This is a genomic window from Pseudomonas sp. yb_9 (assembly GCF_043103635.1).
Classification (GTDB): domain Bacteria; phylum Pseudomonadota; class Gammaproteobacteria; order Pseudomonadales; family Pseudomonadaceae; genus Aquipseudomonas; species Aquipseudomonas monteilii.
This window is the reverse complement of the sequence record NZ_JBICKA010000010.1, coordinates 38,892-57,414: the sequence shown is the minus strand read 5'-3', so window position 1 is coordinate 57,414 and position 18,523 is coordinate 38,892. Positions and strand designations below refer to the sequence as shown.

Genomic DNA, 18,523 nt, shown 5'->3' with positions numbered 1-18,523 from the left:
GGCGAGCGCGCGCGCAGGCGCACCCGCACCCGGCTGATGTCAGGCGTAATGAGGTATGGCTGCGGGGAAGACGGCGGGGGAGGCGCGGGGATTGAGGGCGGGGCGTTGGTAGCGCGGCGGCGGTTGTGCCCAGCTGCGCACGACGATGGGCGAGGTGGCCACGGCTTGCGTCGCGGTGAACGACCAGCCGCCGCTGCTGAGCGGTACCGCCAGGCCGAACGAGGAACACACCGGGCAGTCCAGCTGGGCCATGTGCTGGTCACCGCCGGCGCCGTCCAGGTCGATGGCCACGCCGTGTTCGCTGTTCACCGAGCAGAAGCCGCCCTCCAGCCCGGCCAGGCGCAGCCCGCCCATCTGGCCATGGTGCAGGCCGCACAGCAGCAGGCTGAACAGGACGCTGGCGTATAGCGTCCAGGCCGTCAGCGTGCGTATGTGTCGGGTGGTTTTCATGGCGAGGAATCTACCATTCGGATGAATGGTCGGGTAGGTCTTTTGCTGCGAGTTTTTGGGGCTGCAAAGCAGCCCCCAAGGTCTGTCAGGCGGCCCGCTCCAGCACATCCAGCAAATCGACAAACTCCATCGCCAGTTTGTGCCGTGGTGCCAGGTGCACCAACGGCACCGACGCCTGGTGCGATTCACGCATCTTGATCGAACTGCTCAGGTACACCGGCAACACCGGCATGCCTTCGCCGCGCAACTGGTCGACCAGGGTCTGGTGCAGTGCAGTACGCCCGGCGAACTGGTTGACGACCACGCCTTCTACCTGCAACGCCGGGTTGTGGTCCTGGCGCAGTTCCTCGACCTCGGCCATGACACAGTGCAGGGCCTGGCGCGAGAAACTGTCGCAATCGAACGGAATAAGCAGACGCTCGGCCGCCACCAGCGCACTGAAGGTGTAAAAATTCAGCGCTGGCGGGGTGTCGATATAGATCCGTTCGTAGTCCTCGCCCAGTTCCACCAACAGCTTGCGCAGCTTGTTGATCTTGAACTTGCTCTCCAGCTTGCTTTGCAGGTCGCTGAGGTCGGGGCTGGCGGTGACCAGGTGCAGGTTGCTGTAGCGGGTGTCGGTGATTGCCACGCGGTGCTTCTTGCCGGCGGCCGTGACCGGTGACAAGGTCTGGCGGAAGAAGTCGGCGATGCCGGCTGGAATGTCGTCGTTCACCAGGCCGGTCAGGTAGTAGGTGGCATTGGCTTGTGGGTCGAGGTCGACCAGCAATGTCCGGTAGCCTTCCGCGGCACTGGCAGCCGCAAGGTTGCAGGCGATGCTGGATTTGCCGACGCCCCCTTTCTGATTGAAAACCACACGACGCATGAGACGCTCATCCATGAAGTGAAAATGTCAGGTTGAGGTCAATCCTATGACGGGAACACGACATTTTTATGACAGACATTGTTACAACTGCATGTTTCATCTTTGCCGCCTCACAGGTCAGGCGATGACCACCCGATTGCGCCCCTCCTGTTTGGCCCGGTAAAGCGCCCGGTCAGCCTCGCTCAGTGTTTCCACAGGCTCTCCGCCTGCCTCGCCACCCCAGCGCGCCACCCCCAGCGAAATGGTCACCGCCCCCACAGGTTCCAGCGGCGTATCCTGCACGGTAACCCGCAACCGCTCAGCCACCACAGCGGCCACCTCCAGGCTGGCCCCCGGCAGCATCATCAGAAACTCTTCGCCGCCGGTGCGGCACAGCAGGTCCCCTTCGCGGCAACACCGGCGCATCAGCTCGGCCAGCTGGCGCAGCAATTGGTCACCGATCTCGTGCCCATGGCTGTCATTGACCCGCTTGAAATGGTCGATGTCCAGCGCGATGGCCGCAAATGCCCGCCCTTCGGCTTCCAGCAACGACAGGCTAAGTTCCAGGCTGCGGCGGTTGCCCAGGCCGGTCAGCGGGTCGGTCTGGGCATCACGGTCAAGCCTGCCGATGCGTTCTTGCAGCAGGTTCAGCCCGAACAACAGCGCACGCTTGAGCTCGGCCGCCTCGAAGTACCAGGCGGGTACCCGGTGCAAGCGTTCGGCTGTACCGGCACGGTCCATCGAACGGGCGCCGGCGGCCAGTTGCCAGAGTGGTCGGGCAATGGTCAGGGCCAGCCACCACAGCAGCAGGCTGCCCACCAGCGCAAAGGGCGCGGAGGTGCCGATTACGTTGAGAATCAGGTGGCTCAGCGGCGTTACGGTCTGTGCCAGCGGCTGCTGCGCCACCACGCCCCAGGCGGCGCTGGGCACGGTAGCGTACCCGGCCAGCATTTCCACGCCCAGGCTGTTCGTCAGTTGCCGGGTACCGCTGTCCAGTGTTGCCAGTTGGTCGACCAGCGCGTTGCCTTCCACCACGGTGCCTACCCGTTGGCTGTTGGGGTGGTAGAGCAGGCGACGGTTGCGGTCAACCACATACAGGTACGAGCCGTCCTTGTAGAAGTGCTCGCCCAGCAGGCTGTTGAGGATGTTGCGTTCTCGCAGGTACAGGCTGCCACCCACGTACCCGAGGTAACGGCCGTTGCTGTCGAAAATGGGGTGCGACAACACCACCACCAGGTTGTTGGCCGCCGACAGGTAGGGTGTGGAAACCAGAGGGCGGCGTTCGTGCAGGGCTTCCTGCACACCCGGCGACTGCATGCGGGTGCCGACAAAGTGGCGTAGCGAGGCTGGGGAAATCGCCAGCAGCACGCCGTTGGCATCGATCACGAACGTGGAGTTGAAGGCCATGCTCTGGCCCAGTACACGGTCGGTCTCCACCTGCAGTGCTGCCGCGTCGCTCAACTGGTGGCCCTGCACACCGGCGCTGAATGAAAGCTGCTGCAAGGCGTTGCCGATGAAGGTCTCGGTGATGGCCGCCAGTTTCGTCGCATACACCCGGTTGGCTTCCAGGGCGTGGTCGATCAGCAGCTGGCGCTGCACGCGGTAGCTGGCGAAATAGCTGGCGCACAGCATGACCAGGGCCGTAAGGGCGCAGAGCACCAGAATGAGTGTTCGTAGATCCAGGCGCAATCCGTGCTTGGCGTGTGGCAATCCTGACCTCGGGCTTTGAAGATAGCTAAGAAATGGGAACAGCCATATGCACTAGCGCGTGAACGGGCGCTGCATTCAGGAGCCTGCCCTGTCTAGCGCATTCAGCTCGTCTTCCACCTGTTGCATGCGTCGCTCGACCAGCGCCTGCACCTTCACATCGCGGGCGGTTTCGCGCATCAGGGCAGTGACCTTTTCGCTCAGGCGCCGGCCGGCTTCGGTGTCTTCCAGCGCGCGGGCCTTGGCCGGGTCCTGGGTGGCATCGACGATGGTGGCGAACTCGGCGTCGCTGAAATTCTGTTCGCTGTAGAGGCGGAACAGGTCCTGGTGCTGGTCCTCGACGGTGAGGTATTTGCGCAGTACGCCCTGGATGGTGGCTTGCGACAGCTGCGGGTGAGTGCGGCCGAGCAGCGTGGCCATGCGCTCGATATTGTGCGTGTAGGCATCCTGCAGCGGTAGCTGGGCGATTATCTGTTGTTCACGGGTGGGCTTCTGGTCGCAGGCGGCAAGGGCGGCAGTCAGCAGCAGGGGCAACAGCAACTTCTGGAAGCGAGGCATGGCGTGGCCTGGTCGGGCAGTGAAGACTGCCGATTATACCGATGTCCGCATGGCCGCGACGAGCCCCGTGATTTGCCTTGACCGGCACGCTGGTGTAGAACCCAGCCCTCCAACCATTGCCAGCAGCCCCATGCCGAACCGGACCCTGCAACCTGTACCGCGCGTCGCCATTGCCGAAGTCGTGGCGTTTGTCGAAAGCGCCCGCCGCGAGCTGTTCCCGATGCTTGTCGCGGCCCCCTTGCCGCACGACCTTGCGCACTTTGCCGAAACCTACCTGGACGGCGCGGGGTGCTTTCTTGAAGCCCGCGATGACGGTCGGCTGGTCGCGGTGATCGGCTATGTGCCCTATGACCATCGTTTTGCCCAGCTTGACTATCACGCCGAGCGGGTAGTGGAGGTGGTACGCTTGTTCGTGCTGCCGGCCTATCGCAGGCAGGGGCTGGCTGGCGCGTTGTTCAGTGCATTGCGCGAGCAGGCGGTGCAGGCGGGTATCGATTGCCTGTACCTGCATACGCATCCGTTTCTCCCGGGTGCGATTACGTTCTGGGAACGGCATGGGTTTGCGGTGGTGGACGTGGAGCAAGCCCCGGTCTGGCAGACCACGCACATGCAGCTGCGGCTGCGGTGATTTGTGGGAAAGCCCCTACAGCGGCCTTTTCTGCGTGATCGACGCGTTCATTTCCAGGACGGCCCGGCTTGATTAACTTCCCTCATGCAAGGCTTTTTCACTGCACCGAGGGAGGCTCACGATGCCACACATGGCCCTGTACAAACTTAAACTGCTGGACGAGTTCGAGGACCGCAGTGACCTGTGGACCTTCGGCGATTTCGAGAACAGGTTGATGGACTTGTGGCGTGGCGCGACGCGGCATGATGCCAAAGGCATCATCAATGCGGCGCACAAGGAACGGCGCTGGCCGAGGACGGTGAAGCGCTACCTGCTGACCAACTACCGGGTATTTGGCAATGTCAGTTCGGAGCTTGAGCAGACCTTTGCCGAGGTATTGGCGACGATGAGCGTTCAGGAACGGGTGGAGTGGGGGTTGCTGCCTGCAGGCAGCTCGGTTGCCTGAAAGTTACTGGGGCCGCTATGCGGCCCCCATCCAGGCAACACCGTACCTCAGAAACTACCCGAAAGTGGCCATTCCACCGCCAAGCGAATTTGGTCACCATCCAGCTCCGCCTGCGCCGTGTTCCCCCGGTGCATGTTATGCCGCAGCGAGAACGTGGTGCCCTTGGCCTTGCCACTCTGCACCACATACCGCGCCTCCAGGTCGCGTTCCCAATGTTTGCCACCCTTGGCATACCCCAGGTACGCATACCCGCCAGTCGGGTCGACATGTGTGCCGTCGATATCGAACCCCCGCACGTACAGCGCCGTCAGGTTCAACCCTGGCACCCCATAGGCCCCCATGTTCAGGTCATAGCGTGCCTGCCATGACTTTTCGTTGGGTGCGTTGAAGTCCGACATCTGCACCGCGTTCGCAATGAAGATCGCGCCACGCGTCACATAGTCGAACGGCGTGTTGCCGTCTACCTGTTGCCAGCCCAGGCTGAACCCGTGCGGCCCTTGGTTGTAGCGCGATACCAGGCTCCAGGTGGTGTTATCGATGCGCCCGGACAGCGCCTTGCCGGTGTCGGTGGTGCGGTACAGGTTGAGGTCCAGGCTGACGCTGCGGCGGTTATCCAGCGCATGGCTGAGGGTACTGCCCAGGTAATGCTGGTTCCAGCTGTCCTCGTAGCGCGAGGTGTAGAGGCTGCCGCTGAAGCGGGCGCCCGGGTTCCAGACCACCCCGGCCAGGTCGAAGCTGTTGCCCTGTTTGCCGTTGGAGTAGTTCACCACAAAGCCCTGATCGTGGCTTGTGGCATTGCGGTCGGTGCTCTCGTTGAAGTGCCCGGCCACCAGCTTGAGCGTGTTGAAGTCGTTGCTGGTAAGGAAATAACCGGTGGCGGTTTCGGGTAACAGGCGGCTGTCGGAAGAGCTGAACACCGGGTTCTTGATCCGCTGCTCACCGTAGGACAACACGGTATTGGCCATGCGCAGTTTCAATGCCGCACCTGCGCGGCTGTATTCGTTCTTTGGGTGCCCGTCGTTATCGACCCCCAGCAAGCGCGCCTTGCCCGCACGGCCGCCGCCACTGTCCAGTTGCACGCCCAGGTAGGCGTGGGCATCTACGCCGACACCTATCAGGCCTTGAGTAAAGCCAGACTGGAAGGTACCCATCAAACCTTAGGCCCATTCTTCAGCCTTGCCGCTGCGTTCGCTGCGTGGCTTGTCGGTATTTCGTGCGGAACTGTTGCGCCCGCCATGCTTGTAGTCGCGCTGGTCGAACACGCTGCGGTTGAGGATGCTCCAGCTGCCATCCTCGACAAAACCGTTGCTTTGCGACTGTGCGGAGTCGGCCTGGGCGAAGGGCGCCAGCCCCAGCAGTGGCAGCGCCAACAACAACCGGCTCATTGCGCGGCCTCAAGCTTCTGCAACTGGGCAGCAAAGCGGGCCTTGGCCCGCGCCGGCAAGTTGGCGGGCAGTTCGGTCGCCGATGCGTCACCTACCTGAACGACCATCACCATGCCCATCGCCAGGTGCGGAATGCACTGGATGCCGTATATGCCCGGCTCGCTGAAGGTCTGTTCGAACGGCTGGTTCAGCTTGCTCTTGAAGGGCTTGGCTCCGGTGGGCAGCAGGCCTGCCACGCTGGCCGCATTGTGCCCGCTCTGGGTGGGCAGGAAGCGCACGGTGTCGCCGGGCGCGATGCGCAAGTGGTCCGGCTCGTACACCATCGCGCCTTCGCTGCCACGGTTGAGCATTTTCACTTCGTACACGTCGGCCAGCGCGGCCGGGGCGAGCAGGGTGCTGGCAAGCAGCAAGGCGAGAGGGCGCAGCGGCATCGGGTGAACGTCCTGGTTCAGGGGGCGCGAAAGCGCAGGATGCGCGCGCCGTCGAAGGGGTCGGTAAGGTAATGGGCGTGAACGCCAAAGGTGTTCAGCAGGCGCTCGGGGGTGAGCACTTCAAGGGGTTTGCCCAGGGCGACCAGGTGGCCTTTGTCGAGTACGGCCACGCGGTCGCAGGTGAGCGCCTGGTTGAGGTCGTGCAGCGCTACCAGGGTGGTGACCGGCAGGGCCTGAACCTGTTGCAGCAGGCTTAGCTGGTGCTGGATGTCCAGGTGGTTGGTCGGCTCGTCCAGCAAGAGTACTTGCGGCCGTTGCGCCAGGGCGCGGGCGATGTGCACGCGCTGGCGCTCGCCACCGGACAATGTGCCCCAAAGGCGTGTGCGCAGGTGCAGGGCGTCGAGGTCAGCCAGCGCCTGCTCGACGATGACACGGTCTTCTTGTGAGAACGGAGCCAGTGCTGACAGCCAAGGTGTACGGCCCAAGGCCACGGCGTCGAACACACGGATTGCATCGAGGGTGTCGGCCTGTTGTTCGACCAGTGCCAGGGCCTGCGCCACACGGCGGCGGGGCAGCTGTGCCAGCGGTTCGCCCAGCAGTTGCACGCTGCCGCTGGCCGGCTTGCGCAGCCCGGCCAGCAACTTGAGCAGCGAAGACTTGCCTGAGCCGTTGGGGCCGACAATGCCCAGCGTTTCACCCGCGACAACGCTCAGCTCGATACCGCTGAGCACGGTATTGCCGGCCAGTTGCAACCCCAGGCCCTGGCAACTCAGGGGCGAAACCTGTACAGCGGTCATGACGGTCATGAGCGCCCCCGGCGGCTAACCAGAATCAGCGCGAAGACCGGTGCCCCGATCAGCGCGGTGACCACTCCCACAGGGATCACCTGGCCTGCAATCAAGGTGCGCGAAAGCACGTCGGCGGCAATCAGGAACAGCGCGCCGCCCAGTGCGCTGGCGGGCAGCAGGCGGCTGTGCCCGGGGCCGAGCAGCAGGCGCAGGGCATGGGGAATCACCAGCCCGACAAAACCGATGGCACCGACGATGGACACCATCACCGCCGTCACCAGCGCCGCGCAACTGATTAGTAGTAGCTGGGTGCGCCGCACCGGGATGCCCAGCGAAGCAGCCGAATCGGCGCCGAAGGTAAAAGCATCCAGCGCGCGGCGGTGCAACAGGCACACCACCAGGCCGAACAGTGCCACCGGCACCGCCAGCCACACCGATGGCCAACGTACCCCGCTGAGGTTGCCCATCAGCCAGAAGAGGATGCCGCGTGCCTGTTCGGCAGTGGCCGACTTGGTGATCAGAAAGGCGGTCAGCGCGTTGAACAGTTGCGAGCCGGCAATGCCGGCAAGGATGACCTGGGCGTTGTTGTTGCCGGGGCCGGCCGCGCGGGCCAGTACCAGAACAAGGGTGAATGCGGCCAGTGCGCCGATGAACGCCCCGGCGGACATGCTCAATGCCAGGCCACCCAGCCCCAGCAGGCCGACCAGCACCGCGCCGGTCGAGGCGCCGGCAGACAGCCCCAGCAGATAAGGCTCGGCCAAGGGGTTGCGCAACAGCGCCTGGAGGATCACGCCACACGTCGCCAGGCCGGCACCGCAAGCAGCGGCGACCAGGGTGCGGGTAAGGCGGTAGTTCCAGACGATGCCGGCGTCGATCGGGTCGACCGGGTAGCCGGCCTGCCACAGGTGGTTGGCCAGCACCTGGCCAACCACACGGGGCGACAGGTTGGTTTCACCCATGGCGGTGCCGGCCAGCAAGGCGGCCAGCAGGGCTGCGAGGGCGACCGCGATGCAAGGTAACAGGCGAATCATCACTGGGCCGCTTTACCGCTGGCAAAGGCGGCAGACAACGTCTGCAGGCCGCTGAACAGGCGGATGCCGGCCTGCATGGCGTCGGCGTCGAGGATGATGATGCGGTCATGCTTCACCGCGTCCATGTTGCGGGTAACCGGGTCGCTACGCAGGAATTCGAGCTTTTTCTGGTAGTCGTCGGCGGGGAAGCGGCGACGGTCCATGCGCGCGATGATCAGCCAGGTGGGGTTGGCCTTGGCCAAGGTTTCCCAGCCTACGGTGGGCCATTCCTCCGTGGACTCGACCACGTTGCGCACGCCCAGGGTGCGCAGCATGAAGTCGGCGACGCCCTGGCGGCCGGCCACGTACGGGTCGATGTCGAGGTCGGCGCTGGAGAACCAGAACAGTGCCGAGGTGGCGGACAGGTCCTTGCCCGCCAGGTGTGCCTTGGCGCTGTCCAGGCGGCCTTTAAGCTCGGCATTCAGGTCAGTGCCGCGGTCTTGCACATCGAAGATCTCGGCCAGCTGGCTGACGCTCTTGTAGATGCTGCCTACCTGGAACGCTTGCAGGCGAGTACCGTCGGCGCCGACCAGGTTGTCCTTGCCTTCGCAGTCCGACGGCAGCAGGTAGGTGGGTATCTTCAGTTCGTCGAACTGTTCGCGGGTGCCGACTACGCCCTGGGCGCCGACCATCCATTCGAACTGTACCGCGACCAGTTGCGGGCGCTTGCCCACTACCGCCTCGAAGCTTGGGTCGTTGTCGGCCAGGCGCGGCACCTTGTCGTTCTGCGCCTTGTATTCGGGCAGTACGTTGTTGAACCACAACGAGGTGCCAGCCAGTTTGTCACCCAGGCCCAGTGCGTAGAGCATTTCAGTGCCGGCCTGGCCGATGGTGACGGCGCGTTGCGGCGCTTGGGCGAACGTCTGCGGCCTGCCGCAATTCTCGACGGTAAGCGGGTAATGGGTGGCGGCGGCCTGGGCCAGGCCAGTCAGGCCGAGGCCGGCGAGCAGGGTGGCGAAACGGGGCAGCATGCTGGGCGATCTCCTATCGGACAGTTCGGGTGAGGAACGCACGGACAGGCATCGCCGCGCCCCGCCGTTGGCAGGGGCAACACAGATGGCCAATCCCGGACACCCCGCCGGTTGGTATAAGTAGGCCGGCAGGTCTCCTGACTGGTGCGTCATGGCCCGGCTCCAGCCTTCCCGGGCTATTACGCCCAGTGGCATCGATGGAGCAGGCTCGGCACCTACAGTTGCGGGGGCAGTTCCGTTTGGCCCGTGTTGGCGGGCCTGGGATTCCCTATTAATTCCGTGGTGGAAACCGGCGGCCCGCATCTTAGACGCCTTCGGCTTCAAGCTTCAAGCAGAAGCGAGCAGGCGTACGCTGCCACCTCTTGCAGCTAGAAATACTTCAGCCAGGTGATGTCGCGACGGCGCGCTTTCAGGCGGGCGAACTTGCGCACCGGCAGGTACAGCGACGCGGCCAGCAGGACGGCACCCAGCCACACGGCGGCGATACCATCGAAACCGAAATAGTCGCCATGGTTGAGGCCGAACAGCGCCACGCTGGCCAGGTACAGCAGCTTCAGCACGTACAGGTGCAGCAGGTAGAAGAACATCGGCGCAGCACCAAACACCGCCAGCACGCTGATCCAGCGGGCCTGGCCGGCGCGCTCGAAGGCGCGCAGCAACAGCAGGCCGCAGCCCAGGGTCAGTGCCAGGAACAGCAGTGACGGCGGGTATTTGGTGATGTTGAAGAAGCTCATCAGGGTTTGCGTGAAGGTTGGGTAGCCGCTCCAGGGCGCCTCGCCATAGCCGTTGAACATTCGCAACACGACAAAGCCCAGCAACGCGACCAGCCCGGCCAGCAGCAGGCGGTGCTGACGTTCGCCGGCCTCGCTGCCACGGGCGAACCACGGGCCCAGGCCGTAGCCCAGGGCGATGACGCCGATCCACGGCAGCACCGGGTAGGACGTGCGCAGGCGCAGGGTATCGGAAAACGCCAGCCAGCCACGGTCATGCAGGATCGCCCACGGTACATGCAAGGCCGATTCCACGCCGAAGTGCAGGCCGTCGAGCAGGTTATGGCCGGCGACGATGACTGCGCCCAGGGTCAGCAGGGCGGCGCGTGGCAGCCATACCAGCAGCGACAGGGCGATCATGCTGATGCCAATCGCCCAGATGACTTGCAGGTAGATGACGCTGGGCGGCAGCTGAAAGGTCCAGGCGAAGTTGACCAGCGTAAACTCCAGCGCCACCAGAAACAGACCGCGTTTGAACAGGAACGCCGACACATCGCCACGGCCCTGATGCTTTTCGCCGTACAGCCAGGCCGAAAGGCCGGTCAGCAGGACAAACACTGGCGCGCAGAGGTGGGCCAGCGTGCGGCTGATGAAGAGCGACGGCTCGGTGGTGTCGATAGCCATCGGGTCGCTGACCTGACGGTGCAGGAAGAAGGTTTCGCGGACGTGGTCCAGGAGCATGAACAGGATCACCAGGCCGCGCAGGGCGTCGATGCTCTGCAGGCGCTGGGTGAGCAGGGTGGGGGTGGCGCTGGCGCTTGTCATGGAGGGTCGCTGATAGGAATGAATGTCATGTAAAACGTTATCTTATAGCTAATTGGTTAGAGGTTGGTAGAGGGTTTTGTGTTACCTGTGCCGGCCTCTTTGCGGGCTTGCCCGCTCCCACAGGTACACCACAGTTTTCAATGTTTGTGATATCCCTGTGGGAGCGGGCGAGCCCGCGAAGAGGCCGGTACAGGCAACCTGAATCAGAAGCTGTAATCCACCGTCGCAAAGTACGATCGTGGCATCCCCATCAACCACTGCTGCCCACTGAACGCCGACTGCACATACTCACGATCAAACAGGTTGTTCAACTGCAACCCCAGCCGCACGTCCGGTAGCACTTGCCAGGCAACACTGGCATCGACCACGGTGTACCCAGGCGCGCTCTGGGTATTGGCAGTATTGGCAAAGCGCTCATCCACATAACGCGCACCAATGCCGGCCTCCACCTGCTGCCCGAAGCCTTTGCTCAGCCACAGGTTGGCAGTCCGCCGTGGCACATTGGCCGGGCGATTGCCCGCACGGTCCTGCGCTGCACCACCGACCATTTCGTCAAAGTCATCATACTTGGCGCGCACCAGCGATGCGTTCGCCGACACCTGCCACTGATGCGCCAGCGCCAGTTCCAGGGTTGCTTCCAGGCCATCAGACGTCTGCTGCCCGGCCTGCTGCCTCTCGTGGGTGATCGGGTCGTCAACCAGCAGCTTCTTCTTGACGATGTGGTAGGCCGCCAACGTCCATTCACCGCGACCGTCCCAGAAGCGTTGCTTCAGGCCCACCTCGGTCTGTTTCGCCTCGGTCAGGTCATAGCGCATCTGGGCCGGGCTGAGGCTGATGAGGTTGTTCACCCCATCCTCACTGGTGGAGTACTGGCCGTACAGCGATAGGTCGTCGGTAAACGCATACACCAGGCCGACGCGCCAGTTGCCGCCTTGCAGGCTGTGGTCGCTGCGGCTGCCATCGACCAGGTTGTCGCGGTCGATGTGGTTCTGGTCGCGGCGCACGCCCGTGACCAACGACAACCGATCGCTCAGCTGCAGGCGGTTCTCGGCGAACAAGGCGAAGGTGTGGGTGGTGGACAAGGTTTGCGGGCGCAGGGGCGAGGCGCTGTGGAACCACCCAGGTTGCGGCTGCCACGGGTCGATGTAGTCGCCGCCCACGTCGTTGTAGGGGGCATTGCTGTCGACGTTGAAACGCACCTTGTTGTACTCGGCGCCCACCACGGTCTTGCTGGCCAGGCCGAACAGGGTGTGGTCGAAGGTAAAGGTCTGGCGGTCGCCGAACTGCTCCTGGTTGTGCTTGATCTCCAGGTAGCTGCCGCGTTGCAACTGCTGGCGCTCGGCGTCCCAGCTGTAGTCTTCGGCGTTGCGCCAGTGGCGGCGGCTCTTGATGTAGTACAGCTGGTTGCTGGCGCTGAGGTGGTCGTTCAGCGTCCAGTCGGTGTTCAGCCGGGTCCATTCATCGACGTAGTGCTGCACGTCGTTCTGCACGTTGTAGTTTTTTTTGCGCAGGCTGCTGCGGTAGTGGCCATCGATCAGTGGCGTGCCGTAGTAGTTGGCTGGCTCCGCATCGCCACGGTCGTGGGCAAGGGTGAAACTGAGGTCGTCGCTGGCGTCGAAGCGCAGCGCGGCGCTCAGGGCCAGGCTGCGCGAAGGGGTGCGGTCGACCCAGCCATTGCCCCCTTGCTGGTTCAGGGTCAGGCGGTAGCTCAGGCGTTCGCTGAGGCTGCCACCGCTGTCCAGGCCGAGCTGCTGGCGGTCCCACGAACCGTACCCCAGGCGCAGGTGGTTACGCACTTCGCCGGCAAACGGCTTTTTCGGGATCACGTTGACCACCGCACCGGTGGCGCCCTCGCCATGCAGCACCGAAGCCGGGCCGCGAATCACGTCGATGCGCTCGACCATCCACGGGTCGACAGGGAAGGTCTGGGTGCCGGCGCCGGTGTACAGATGTGCGCCGTCGAACAGGGTCATCACCGAGCTGTGCCCGGCAAAGCCGCGAGCAGAAAGGCCCGTGCCGCCGTCGCCCGGGGAGCCGACAAAGGTGATGCCCGGCGAACGGGTCACGGCGTCCTGCACCGTGAGGTTGTTGCGCTGCTGGATCTGCTCGGTGCTGATGCTACTGGTGCTGGCCGGCGTCTCCAGGGCGTTGAGGCCAAGGCGCGAGCCGGCCTGGGTCGGCGTGACCAGGTCGATAGCGTGGCTGTCGAGGGTGTCGGTGATGGCCGTGGAGGGCAGGGCCAGGGGCTGTCGGTCCTGGTCATCGGCCAGGGCTGGCAGGGCGACGGCCAGGCAGGCCGCCAGGGGATGAAGCTTGAACATACGGGACATGTCGTTCCACTGCTGCAGGAATGAATGGATCCCGGTGGAAAACACGCAAAGGCGCACCGTGCAGGCAGGCGCGCGCACGGATACCGGCCTGCGCCCGCCCACCGCGGGTTGCCAAGTGAAGCTCCAGGCCGGTCTCCGGGCTTGCGAGGGGCATGAAACCTTCACCTTCCCATGCTCATGCACAGTGGTATGTCGAAGGGTTCGCTCGCTTACCGTTGCGGGGGCAGCGCCGGACTTGTCGTGGTCGATACGACGCACCGGCTTCCCGTTTCACCCTGCACGCGGCGGTACAGGGCACCTGAAACTGGCGCGCATCTGACCATTGAAACGCCGGGGCGTCAAATGCGCGGTGTGGGTGAGCGCGGTTGGCCGATCAGCGCCCGCGCCGGCGCGACACCCGCGCTTCGATATTCTTGCGCCCGATCAGCAATGGCGGCTTCTCCACCACCGGCTCGTCCGCCAGCCATTTGTACATCACCAGGCAGTCCACCAGCCCCAGGCGGGCATGGCGATAAGCCTTGGGCAAGCGGCCAACGGTCTCGAAGCCCAGTTTGCGCCACAGCGCCACGGCCACTTCATTGCTGGCCACCACCGAGTTGAACTGCAGGGCCAGAAAGCCCTCCTGACGTGCCAGCTTCTGCGAGTGCTCGCACATCAGGCGCGCCACGCCACGGCCACGCGCCTGTTCGCAGACCATGTAGCCGCAATTGCCCACATGCGCACCAGGCCCGGCAGCATTGGCCTTGAGGTAATACGAACCCAGCAGCTCGCCATCTTCTTCGGCCAGCAGCGTGTGCAAGGGCAGTTCCAGCCACAACTGGCGGGCTTGTTCGAAGCTTAGGGCGGGGTCGAAGGCATAGGTTTCACGGGCCTGGACAATGGCCTGGAAGGTGGGCCAGAAACGATCGAAATCGTCGGGCGTCATGGGGCGAATGTGGATCATGCGGGTTCCTGCGCGGGCTAAGCCGCCCAGTCTGGGTCGCGCGGCGCCGTCGCGCAAGGGCGGCGGCGCCGTTTGTGCTCAGCCGTTGGCCTTGCCCACAGCATCCATGGCCCGCGCCGAGTAGACCAGCGCGGCACCGGCATTCATGGCCACGGCCACGCCGAGGGCCTCGGCAATTTCCTCGCGGCTGGCGCCATGCTTGACCGCCTGCTGCGAATGCACGGCGATGCAGCCGTCGCAGCGGGTGGTCACAGCCACCGCCAGAGAGATCAGCTCGCGGGTCTTGGCGTCCAGGTGGTTGGTCTTGGCCCCCGCACCGCTGGCGGTCATGTAGCCGGCCACGGTGTCGGGGGAGAGTTGCTTGAGATCGCCGATGCCGGCCATCAACTGCTTACGGTAGGCGTCCCAGTCCATCATGCTCATCGTCTTCACCTTGGGGTGGTTGCGAGTGGAGCTTTCAGGCTAGTCGAAGTGTGGCAAGTGTGAGGCTTGTACTTTGGTGGGTGTACGCAGGCCGATGGTAGAAGGGCCTGCATAAACCGGTCAGATGTAGATGAACACCAGCACCAACGCCGCGACCACGGCCCATTTTTCCAGGTAGTAACGCATGCGGTTGCGCTTCTTCAGTGCCTTGCCACGCTCGCGGATCTTGTAGATGCGGGTGAACAGCCGGTTGATACCACCGGTCTTGTCGCCGTCACCGTTGGGCGCGGCGGCGGCGGCCATGACGTTGCGGCTGAACCAGCGGTTGAACGCCGTTGCCCAGCGGTACTTGAGCGGGCGCTCGACGTCACAGAACAGGATGATGCGGTTGTGTTCGGTGGTATTGGCCGCGTAGTGAATGTAGGTTTCGTCGAAGATCACCCCCTCACCGTCGCGCCACGAGTACTTCTCGCCGTCCACGTCGATGTAGCAACCGTCGTCGTTTGGCGTATCCAGGCCCAGGTGATAGCGGTACGAGCCGGCATACGGGTCACGGTGGCGCACCAGCTTGGCGCCCGGCGGCAGGGTGGCGAACATGGCGGCCTTGACGGTGCCGATGCCTTGCAGCAGCTCGGTGGTACGTGGGCACAGGGCCATTGCCGACGGGTGGCTTTCGCCGTACCACTTCAGGTAAAAGCGCTTCCAGCCGGTCTTGAAGAACGAGTTGAAACCGACGTCATCGTAATTGTCGGACTTCTTGATTTCGCCCACATGCAGCAACTGGCGCCCTTCCTCGCGGATTTCCTGCCAGTGGTCCTGCAGCGGCTTGAGTTCGGGGAAGGCCTCGACCGGCAGGTAAGGCTTGGCCGGCAGCTTGGAAAACAGGTACAGGAAGCTGTTGACCGGGGCCAGGAAGCTGGAATGGTCGCCCAGCTGGCGGGTCAGCTTGTGACGAACCCGACCGCGAAGGTGAACATAGGCGATCGAGAGGACGAAGATAAGTACGAGTGCAATTTTCATGGACGTTTACTTGTCGAAAAATGGCCATGCGCCATGGCATAAGCCAGCCAGCATAAACAATCATGGGGGCAGTTTGTACTTATTGTTACGAAACGACGGGGCGACATTGGTGTAATGCCCTACAGTCTTGCGCAAACGTTTCATGTTCGGGAGTTTGTATGGTTCAGGATGCACGACCCAGCGGTAGCCCCTTCAAACGGCTGTTTTTCGCCCTGCCGGTCAGCGATGTACAGCGCCGTGCCCTGGCGCAGTGGCGCCGGGGTTTGAACCTGCGCAGCGGCAAACCGGTGTCGGCGGCCAACTTTCATGTCACGTTGCTGTTTCTTGGTGACGTGGATGCCGCGCAGGTGCCTGCGATCTGTGCGGCGGTCGATCAACTGGCGCTGCCGACTGCGCCGCCACGGCTGTTGCTCGACCGTTTGCAGGTGTGGCAGCGGGCCAGCGCTTTGGTGCTGGAGGCACAGCAGACACCGCCGGCCCTGTTGCAACTGGTGTACGGGTTGCAGCAGGCGTTGCTGCCGTTGGGGGTGGAGGCCGCCAGCCGTGAATATCGCCCGCACTTGACGCTGTCCAGGGATTACCGTGGGCAACCGCCCGAAGCCTGCAGCGCGCCGGAGTTCTACCTCTCGGCACGCCACTTCACGCTATACGAGTCGCGTAAGGGATCTTACTGGCCATTGGAACAGTGGCCGCTTTCGAGTTGACGCTGGGCAAAGCTGCGCGCAAGCCCGCAATCAATGCCATGGCTCTAAACGCGGTGATGGTCTGCTACACCGGCAAGCTCTGATACGGCGACTCATCCCCCGGGCTGCGTTCAAACTGGCGCTTGTACTCGCGGCTGAACTGCGAGGTGCTCTGGTAGCCCACCCGGTGCGCAGCTTGTGCCACCCCCAGGCCTTCACCGATCAGCATCTGCTGCGCCTTTAACAACCGCAGGCGTTTGAGGTACTGCATCGGTGCCATGTCGGTGCAGCGCTTGAAGTGTTCGTGGAAGGTCGAAACGCTCATGTTTGCCCGCGCAGCCAGTGCCTCCACGCTCAGCGGCTCGCTGTAGTGCGCGCGCAGGTGGGCGAGGGCGGCGCCGATGCGGGCGAAGTGCCCCTGTTGCTCCACCAGTGCCCGCAACACACCGGCCTGTGGGCCGCGCAGGGCGGTGTACAGCACTTCGCGTACGCGCGCCGGGCCCAGCACTTTGGCATCCAGCGGGTCCTGCAGGCAGTGCAGCAGCCGCTCCACACTGTCGCGCATCGGCGCATCCAGCGCTGCCGAAGTCATTGATTGCGGGGTTTGTGCCTGCACTGCAGCGTCCGGTGCCAGGTCCATGCTTTGCACCAGTTCACTCAGCACGCCACGGTCGATGTCTACCGCCACGCCCAGCAAGGGCGCTTCACGTGTGGCGAAGGTTTCACACATGAACGGGACCGACAACGCCTGCACCAGGTAATGCCCGGCGCCATATTCCAGGGTACGCGGCCCCAGGCGCGCCAGCTTGCTGCCCTGGGCCAGGATCATCAGGCTGGGCTCGTAGATCTGAGGGCTGCTGGCCACATAGTGGTCCCAGCTCAGCACCTGTACCTGGGGCAGGTGCGTGGGGACGAAGCCAGGGCGCGTGGCGAGGCTGCGGATCAGCGCGCAGAGCGGCGCGTTGGCGTCGACGTGGCGGGTCAGTTGCATGGTGAACCAGGGGCAGAGAATCGGACAGCCTAATCATCGCAGATTGAAGGTGTAGCGCCAGATGCTGGGGGGAATCTTCGGAGAATCAGGCATGCATGCCGGAGAATCAGCCGTGTGCGAGGCAGCAAACGGCGCGCAAAATGCGCCGCCTGAATCGTTTCACTTTACTGCGAGGCCCTGCATGTATACCGCCATCGGTTACGCCGCCCAAACCCCCACCAGCCCCCTGGCCCCTGTCACCTTCGAGCGCCGCAACCCACGCCCGGACGATGTCGTCATCGAAATCCTTTACTGCGGCGTGTGCCATTCCGATATCCACCAGGCGCGCAACGAATGGGGCATTGCCGTGTACCCGCTGATGCCCGGCCACGAAATCATCGGCCGCGTCACGGCGGTGGGCGGCCAGGTGACTGCGCACAAGGTCGGTGACCTGGTGGGCGTCGGCTGCATGGTCGACTCGTGCCGCCACTGTGAAGCCTGCGCCAAGAACCTGGAGCAATATTGCCTGGAAGGCCCGACCATGACCTACGCCACCCCGGACCGGGTCGACGGCAGCAACACCATGGGCGGTTATTCCAGCAGCATCGTGGTCAGCGAGCACTTCGTGGTGCGCATTCCGGCTGGCATGGACTTGCCCAGCGCGGCGCCTATCCTGTGCGCCGGCATCACTACTTATTCGCCGCTCAAGCACCACGGCGTCGGCCCGGGCCATAAAATCGGCATCCTCGGTATGGGTGGGCTTGGCCACATGGGCATCAAGCTGGCCAAGGCCCTGGGTGCCGAAGTGACCCTGTTCACCCGGTCCCAGGCCAAGGCCGAAGAGGCCCGCCGCCAAGGCGCCGATCACGTGATCGTGTCCACCGATGCCGAGCAGATGCACGCTGCTGCCGGCCGGTTCGATTTCCTGCTGGACACCATTCCGGTACAGCACGACCTCAACCCGTACCTTGAAACCCTGAAGTTCGACGGTGTGCACATTCTGGTCGGCCTGATCGAACCGATCGACCCGGCGGTGCACGCGGCCAACCTGGTGATGAAGCGCCGGGTGCTGGCGGGGTCGTTGATCGGGGGCATTGCCGAGACTCAGGAAGTGCTGGACTTCTGCGCCGAGCACAACATCCGTTGCGATATCGAGATGCTGGATATTCGCAATATCAACCAGGCGTACGAGCGTATGATTGCCGGTGATGTGAAGTACCGGTTCGTAATCGACATGGCCACTTTGCAGGGCTGATTATTTTCGGTTGTCTGTACCGGCCTCTTCGCGGGCAAGCCCACAGGTACTGCACAGTTTTCAAAGTCTGTGCGGTCCCTGTGGGAGCGG

General features: G+C 63.7%; 18 protein-coding genes, 1 pseudogene and 2 riboswitches. Of the genes and pseudogenes, 4 read left to right on the top strand and 15 right to left on the bottom strand.

What is annotated here, in order from left to right:
• Positions 1 to 39: 39 nt before the first annotated feature.
• The 4 genes from ACF8MI_RS03215 to ACF8MI_RS03200 form a co-directional block, all read right to left on the bottom strand.
• Complete coding sequence (locus ACF8MI_RS03215) at positions 40 to 450, bottom strand: DUF2946 family protein (protein ID WP_060498237.1); 411 nt, start codon at positions 448 to 450, stop codon at positions 40 to 42.
• Between the two features lie 85 nt (positions 451 to 535).
• A complete protein-coding gene (locus ACF8MI_RS03210) occupies positions 536 to 1,312 on the bottom strand; it encodes a ParA family protein (protein WP_060498236.1) in 777 nt (258 codons plus the stop codon).
• Positions 1,313 to 1,429: 117 nt separating this feature from the next.
• Positions 1,430 to 3,001 (bottom strand): sensor domain-containing diguanylate cyclase, encoded by a 1,572-nt coding sequence (locus ACF8MI_RS03205; protein ID WP_060498235.1) that lies wholly within the window; start codon positions 2,999 to 3,001, stop codon positions 1,430 to 1,432.
• Positions 3,002 to 3,076: 75 nt separating this feature from the next.
• Positions 3,077 to 3,556 carry a hypothetical protein gene (locus ACF8MI_RS03200; protein WP_104835122.1) on the bottom strand — a complete coding sequence of 160 codons (480 nt, stop codon included), beginning with the start codon at positions 3,554 to 3,556 and terminating at the stop codon, positions 3,077 to 3,079.
• Between the two features lie 130 nt (positions 3,557 to 3,686).
• Here ACF8MI_RS03200 and ACF8MI_RS03195 point away from each other — a divergent pair, with 130 nt between their 5' ends.
• Together ACF8MI_RS03195 and ACF8MI_RS03190 are read left to right on the top strand one after the other, a co-directional pair.
• Positions 3,687 to 4,184 (top strand): GNAT family N-acetyltransferase, encoded by a 498-nt coding sequence (locus ACF8MI_RS03195; protein ID WP_392517363.1) that lies wholly within the window; start codon positions 3,687 to 3,689, stop codon positions 4,182 to 4,184.
• A 121-nt stretch (positions 4,185 to 4,305) separates the two neighbouring features.
• Entirely contained in the window at positions 4,306 to 4,629 is a 324-nt protein-coding gene (locus tag ACF8MI_RS03190) for a hypothetical protein (RefSeq protein WP_060498232.1), read from the top strand.
• Between the two features lie 47 nt (positions 4,630 to 4,676).
• Here the strand turns inward: ACF8MI_RS03190 and ACF8MI_RS03185 are convergent.
• The 10 genes and pseudogenes from ACF8MI_RS03185 to lpxO form a co-directional block, all read right to left on the bottom strand.
• A pseudogene (locus tag ACF8MI_RS03185) lies at positions 4,677 to 6,014 on the bottom strand (OprD family porin).
• Entirely contained in the window at positions 6,011 to 6,445 is a 435-nt protein-coding gene (locus ACF8MI_RS03180) for a pseudoazurin (protein WP_060498231.1), read from the bottom strand. The pseudogene ACF8MI_RS03185 and the gene ACF8MI_RS03180 overlap by 4 nt, the downstream one beginning before the upstream one ends.
• Positions 6,446 to 6,462: 17 nt before the next feature.
• Positions 6,463 to 7,251, bottom strand: coding sequence for an ABC transporter ATP-binding protein (locus ACF8MI_RS03175; RefSeq protein WP_164524378.1), 789 nt, complete (start codon positions 7,249 to 7,251; stop codon positions 6,463 to 6,465).
• Positions 7,248 to 8,264: an iron ABC transporter permease gene (locus tag ACF8MI_RS03170; RefSeq protein ID WP_164524379.1), complete on the bottom strand. Its 1,017-nt coding sequence runs from the start codon at positions 8,262 to 8,264 to the stop codon at positions 7,248 to 7,250. The genes ACF8MI_RS03175 and ACF8MI_RS03170 overlap by 4 nt, the downstream gene beginning before the upstream one ends.
• Positions 8,264 to 9,274: an ABC transporter substrate-binding protein gene (locus ACF8MI_RS03165; protein WP_060498228.1), complete on the bottom strand. Its 1,011-nt coding sequence runs from the start codon at positions 9,272 to 9,274 to the stop codon at positions 8,264 to 8,266. Before ACF8MI_RS03165 ends, ACF8MI_RS03170 begins: the two co-directional genes overlap by 1 nt.
• Positions 9,275 to 9,383: 109 nt before the next feature.
• Positions 9,384 to 9,583: riboswitch (cobalamin riboswitch) on the bottom strand.
• A gap of 59 nt (positions 9,584 to 9,642) precedes the next feature.
• Positions 9,643 to 10,809 carry a DUF1624 domain-containing protein gene (locus ACF8MI_RS03160; RefSeq protein ID WP_060498227.1) on the bottom strand — a complete coding sequence of 389 codons (1,167 nt, stop codon included), beginning with the start codon at positions 10,807 to 10,809 and terminating at the stop codon, positions 9,643 to 9,645.
• A 203-nt stretch (positions 10,810 to 11,012) separates the two neighbouring features.
• Positions 11,013 to 13,139: a TonB-dependent siderophore receptor gene (locus tag ACF8MI_RS03155; protein ID WP_200929317.1), complete on the bottom strand. Its 2,127-nt coding sequence runs from the start codon at positions 13,137 to 13,139 to the stop codon at positions 11,013 to 11,015.
• 108 nt (positions 13,140 to 13,247) lie between these two features.
• Positions 13,248 to 13,456: riboswitch (cobalamin riboswitch) on the bottom strand.
• Between the two features lie 56 nt (positions 13,457 to 13,512).
• Positions 13,513 to 14,082 (bottom strand): GNAT family N-acetyltransferase, encoded by a 570-nt coding sequence (locus tag ACF8MI_RS03150; RefSeq protein WP_104835118.1) that lies wholly within the window; start codon positions 14,080 to 14,082, stop codon positions 13,513 to 13,515.
• A gap of 78 nt (positions 14,083 to 14,160) precedes the next feature.
• Complete coding sequence (locus ACF8MI_RS03145) at positions 14,161 to 14,505, bottom strand: carboxymuconolactone decarboxylase family protein (RefSeq protein ID WP_013973174.1); 345 nt, start codon at positions 14,503 to 14,505, stop codon at positions 14,161 to 14,163.
• Between the two features lie 120 nt (positions 14,506 to 14,625).
• On the bottom strand, positions 14,626 to 15,525 hold the full coding sequence (gene lpxO / locus ACF8MI_RS03140) for a lipid A hydroxylase LpxO (protein ID WP_060498225.1): 900 nt from the start codon (positions 15,523 to 15,525) through the stop codon (positions 14,626 to 14,628).
• Positions 15,526 to 15,683: 158 nt separating this feature from the next.
• On the opposite strand from lpxO, the gene thpR reads away from it, so the two are divergent.
• Entirely contained in the window at positions 15,684 to 16,229 is a 546-nt protein-coding gene (gene thpR, locus ACF8MI_RS03135; protein ID WP_060498224.1) for an RNA 2',3'-cyclic phosphodiesterase, read from the top strand.
• A gap of 64 nt (positions 16,230 to 16,293) precedes the next feature.
• On the opposite strand, the gene ACF8MI_RS03130 is transcribed toward thpR, so the two are convergent.
• Positions 16,294 to 17,199, bottom strand: coding sequence for an AraC family transcriptional regulator (locus ACF8MI_RS03130; RefSeq protein ID WP_060498223.1), 906 nt, complete (start codon positions 17,197 to 17,199; stop codon positions 16,294 to 16,296).
• A 181-nt stretch (positions 17,200 to 17,380) separates the two neighbouring features.
• Between ACF8MI_RS03130 and calA the strand changes: the two genes are divergently transcribed.
• The gene (calA, locus tag ACF8MI_RS03125) at positions 17,381 to 18,433 is read left to right on the top strand and encodes a vanillin reductase (protein WP_104835115.1); all 1,053 of its coding nucleotides are present in this window, start codon (positions 17,381 to 17,383) and stop codon (positions 18,431 to 18,433) included.
• Positions 18,434 to 18,523 lie beyond the last annotated feature (90 nt).

Bases quoted from the DNA above. Each gene is read 5' to 3' on its own strand.
- ACF8MI_RS03215 (WP_060498237.1), bottom strand. From the start codon at position 450: ATGAAAACCACCCGACACATACGCACGCTGACGGCCTGGACGCTATAC.
- ACF8MI_RS03210 (WP_060498236.1), bottom strand. From the start codon at position 1,312: ATGCGTCGTGTGGTTTTCAATCAGAAAGGGGGCGTCGGCAAATCCAGC.
- ACF8MI_RS03200 (WP_104835122.1), bottom strand. From the start codon at position 3,556: ATGCCTCGCTTCCAGAAGTTGCTGTTGCCCCTGCTGCTGACTGCCGCC.
- ACF8MI_RS03195 (WP_392517363.1), top strand. From the start codon at position 3,687: ATGCCGAACCGGACCCTGCAACCTGTACCGCGCGTCGCCATTGCCGAA.
- ACF8MI_RS03190 (WP_060498232.1), top strand. From the start codon at position 4,306: ATGCCACACATGGCCCTGTACAAACTTAAACTGCTGGACGAGTTCGAG.
- ACF8MI_RS03180 (WP_060498231.1), bottom strand. From the start codon at position 6,445: ATGCCGCTGCGCCCTCTCGCCTTGCTGCTTGCCAGCACCCTGCTCGCC.
- ACF8MI_RS03175 (WP_164524378.1), bottom strand. From the start codon at position 7,251: ATGACCGTCATGACCGCTGTACAGGTTTCGCCCCTGAGTTGCCAGGGC.
- ACF8MI_RS03170 (WP_164524379.1), bottom strand. From the start codon at position 8,264: ATGATTCGCCTGTTACCTTGCATCGCGGTCGCCCTCGCAGCCCTGCTG.
- ACF8MI_RS03165 (WP_060498228.1), bottom strand. From the start codon at position 9,274: ATGCTGCCCCGTTTCGCCACCCTGCTCGCCGGCCTCGGCCTGACTGGC.
- ACF8MI_RS03160 (WP_060498227.1), bottom strand. From the start codon at position 10,809: ATGACAAGCGCCAGCGCCACCCCCACCCTGCTCACCCAGCGCCTGCAG.
- ACF8MI_RS03155 (WP_200929317.1), bottom strand. From the start codon at position 13,139: ATGTCCCGTATGTTCAAGCTTCATCCCCTGGCGGCCTGCCTGGCCGTC.
- ACF8MI_RS03150 (WP_104835118.1), bottom strand. From the start codon at position 14,082: ATGATCCACATTCGCCCCATGACGCCCGACGATTTCGATCGTTTCTGG.
- ACF8MI_RS03145 (WP_013973174.1), bottom strand. From the start codon at position 14,505: ATGAGCATGATGGACTGGGACGCCTACCGTAAGCAGTTGATGGCCGGC.
- lpxO (WP_060498225.1), bottom strand. From the start codon at position 15,525: ATGAAAATTGCACTCGTACTTATCTTCGTCCTCTCGATCGCCTATGTT.
- thpR (WP_060498224.1), top strand. From the start codon at position 15,684: ATGGTTCAGGATGCACGACCCAGCGGTAGCCCCTTCAAACGGCTGTTT.
- ACF8MI_RS03130 (WP_060498223.1), bottom strand. From the start codon at position 17,199: ATGCAACTGACCCGCCACGTCGACGCCAACGCGCCGCTCTGCGCGCTG.
- calA (WP_104835115.1), top strand. From the start codon at position 17,381: ATGTATACCGCCATCGGTTACGCCGCCCAAACCCCCACCAGCCCCCTG.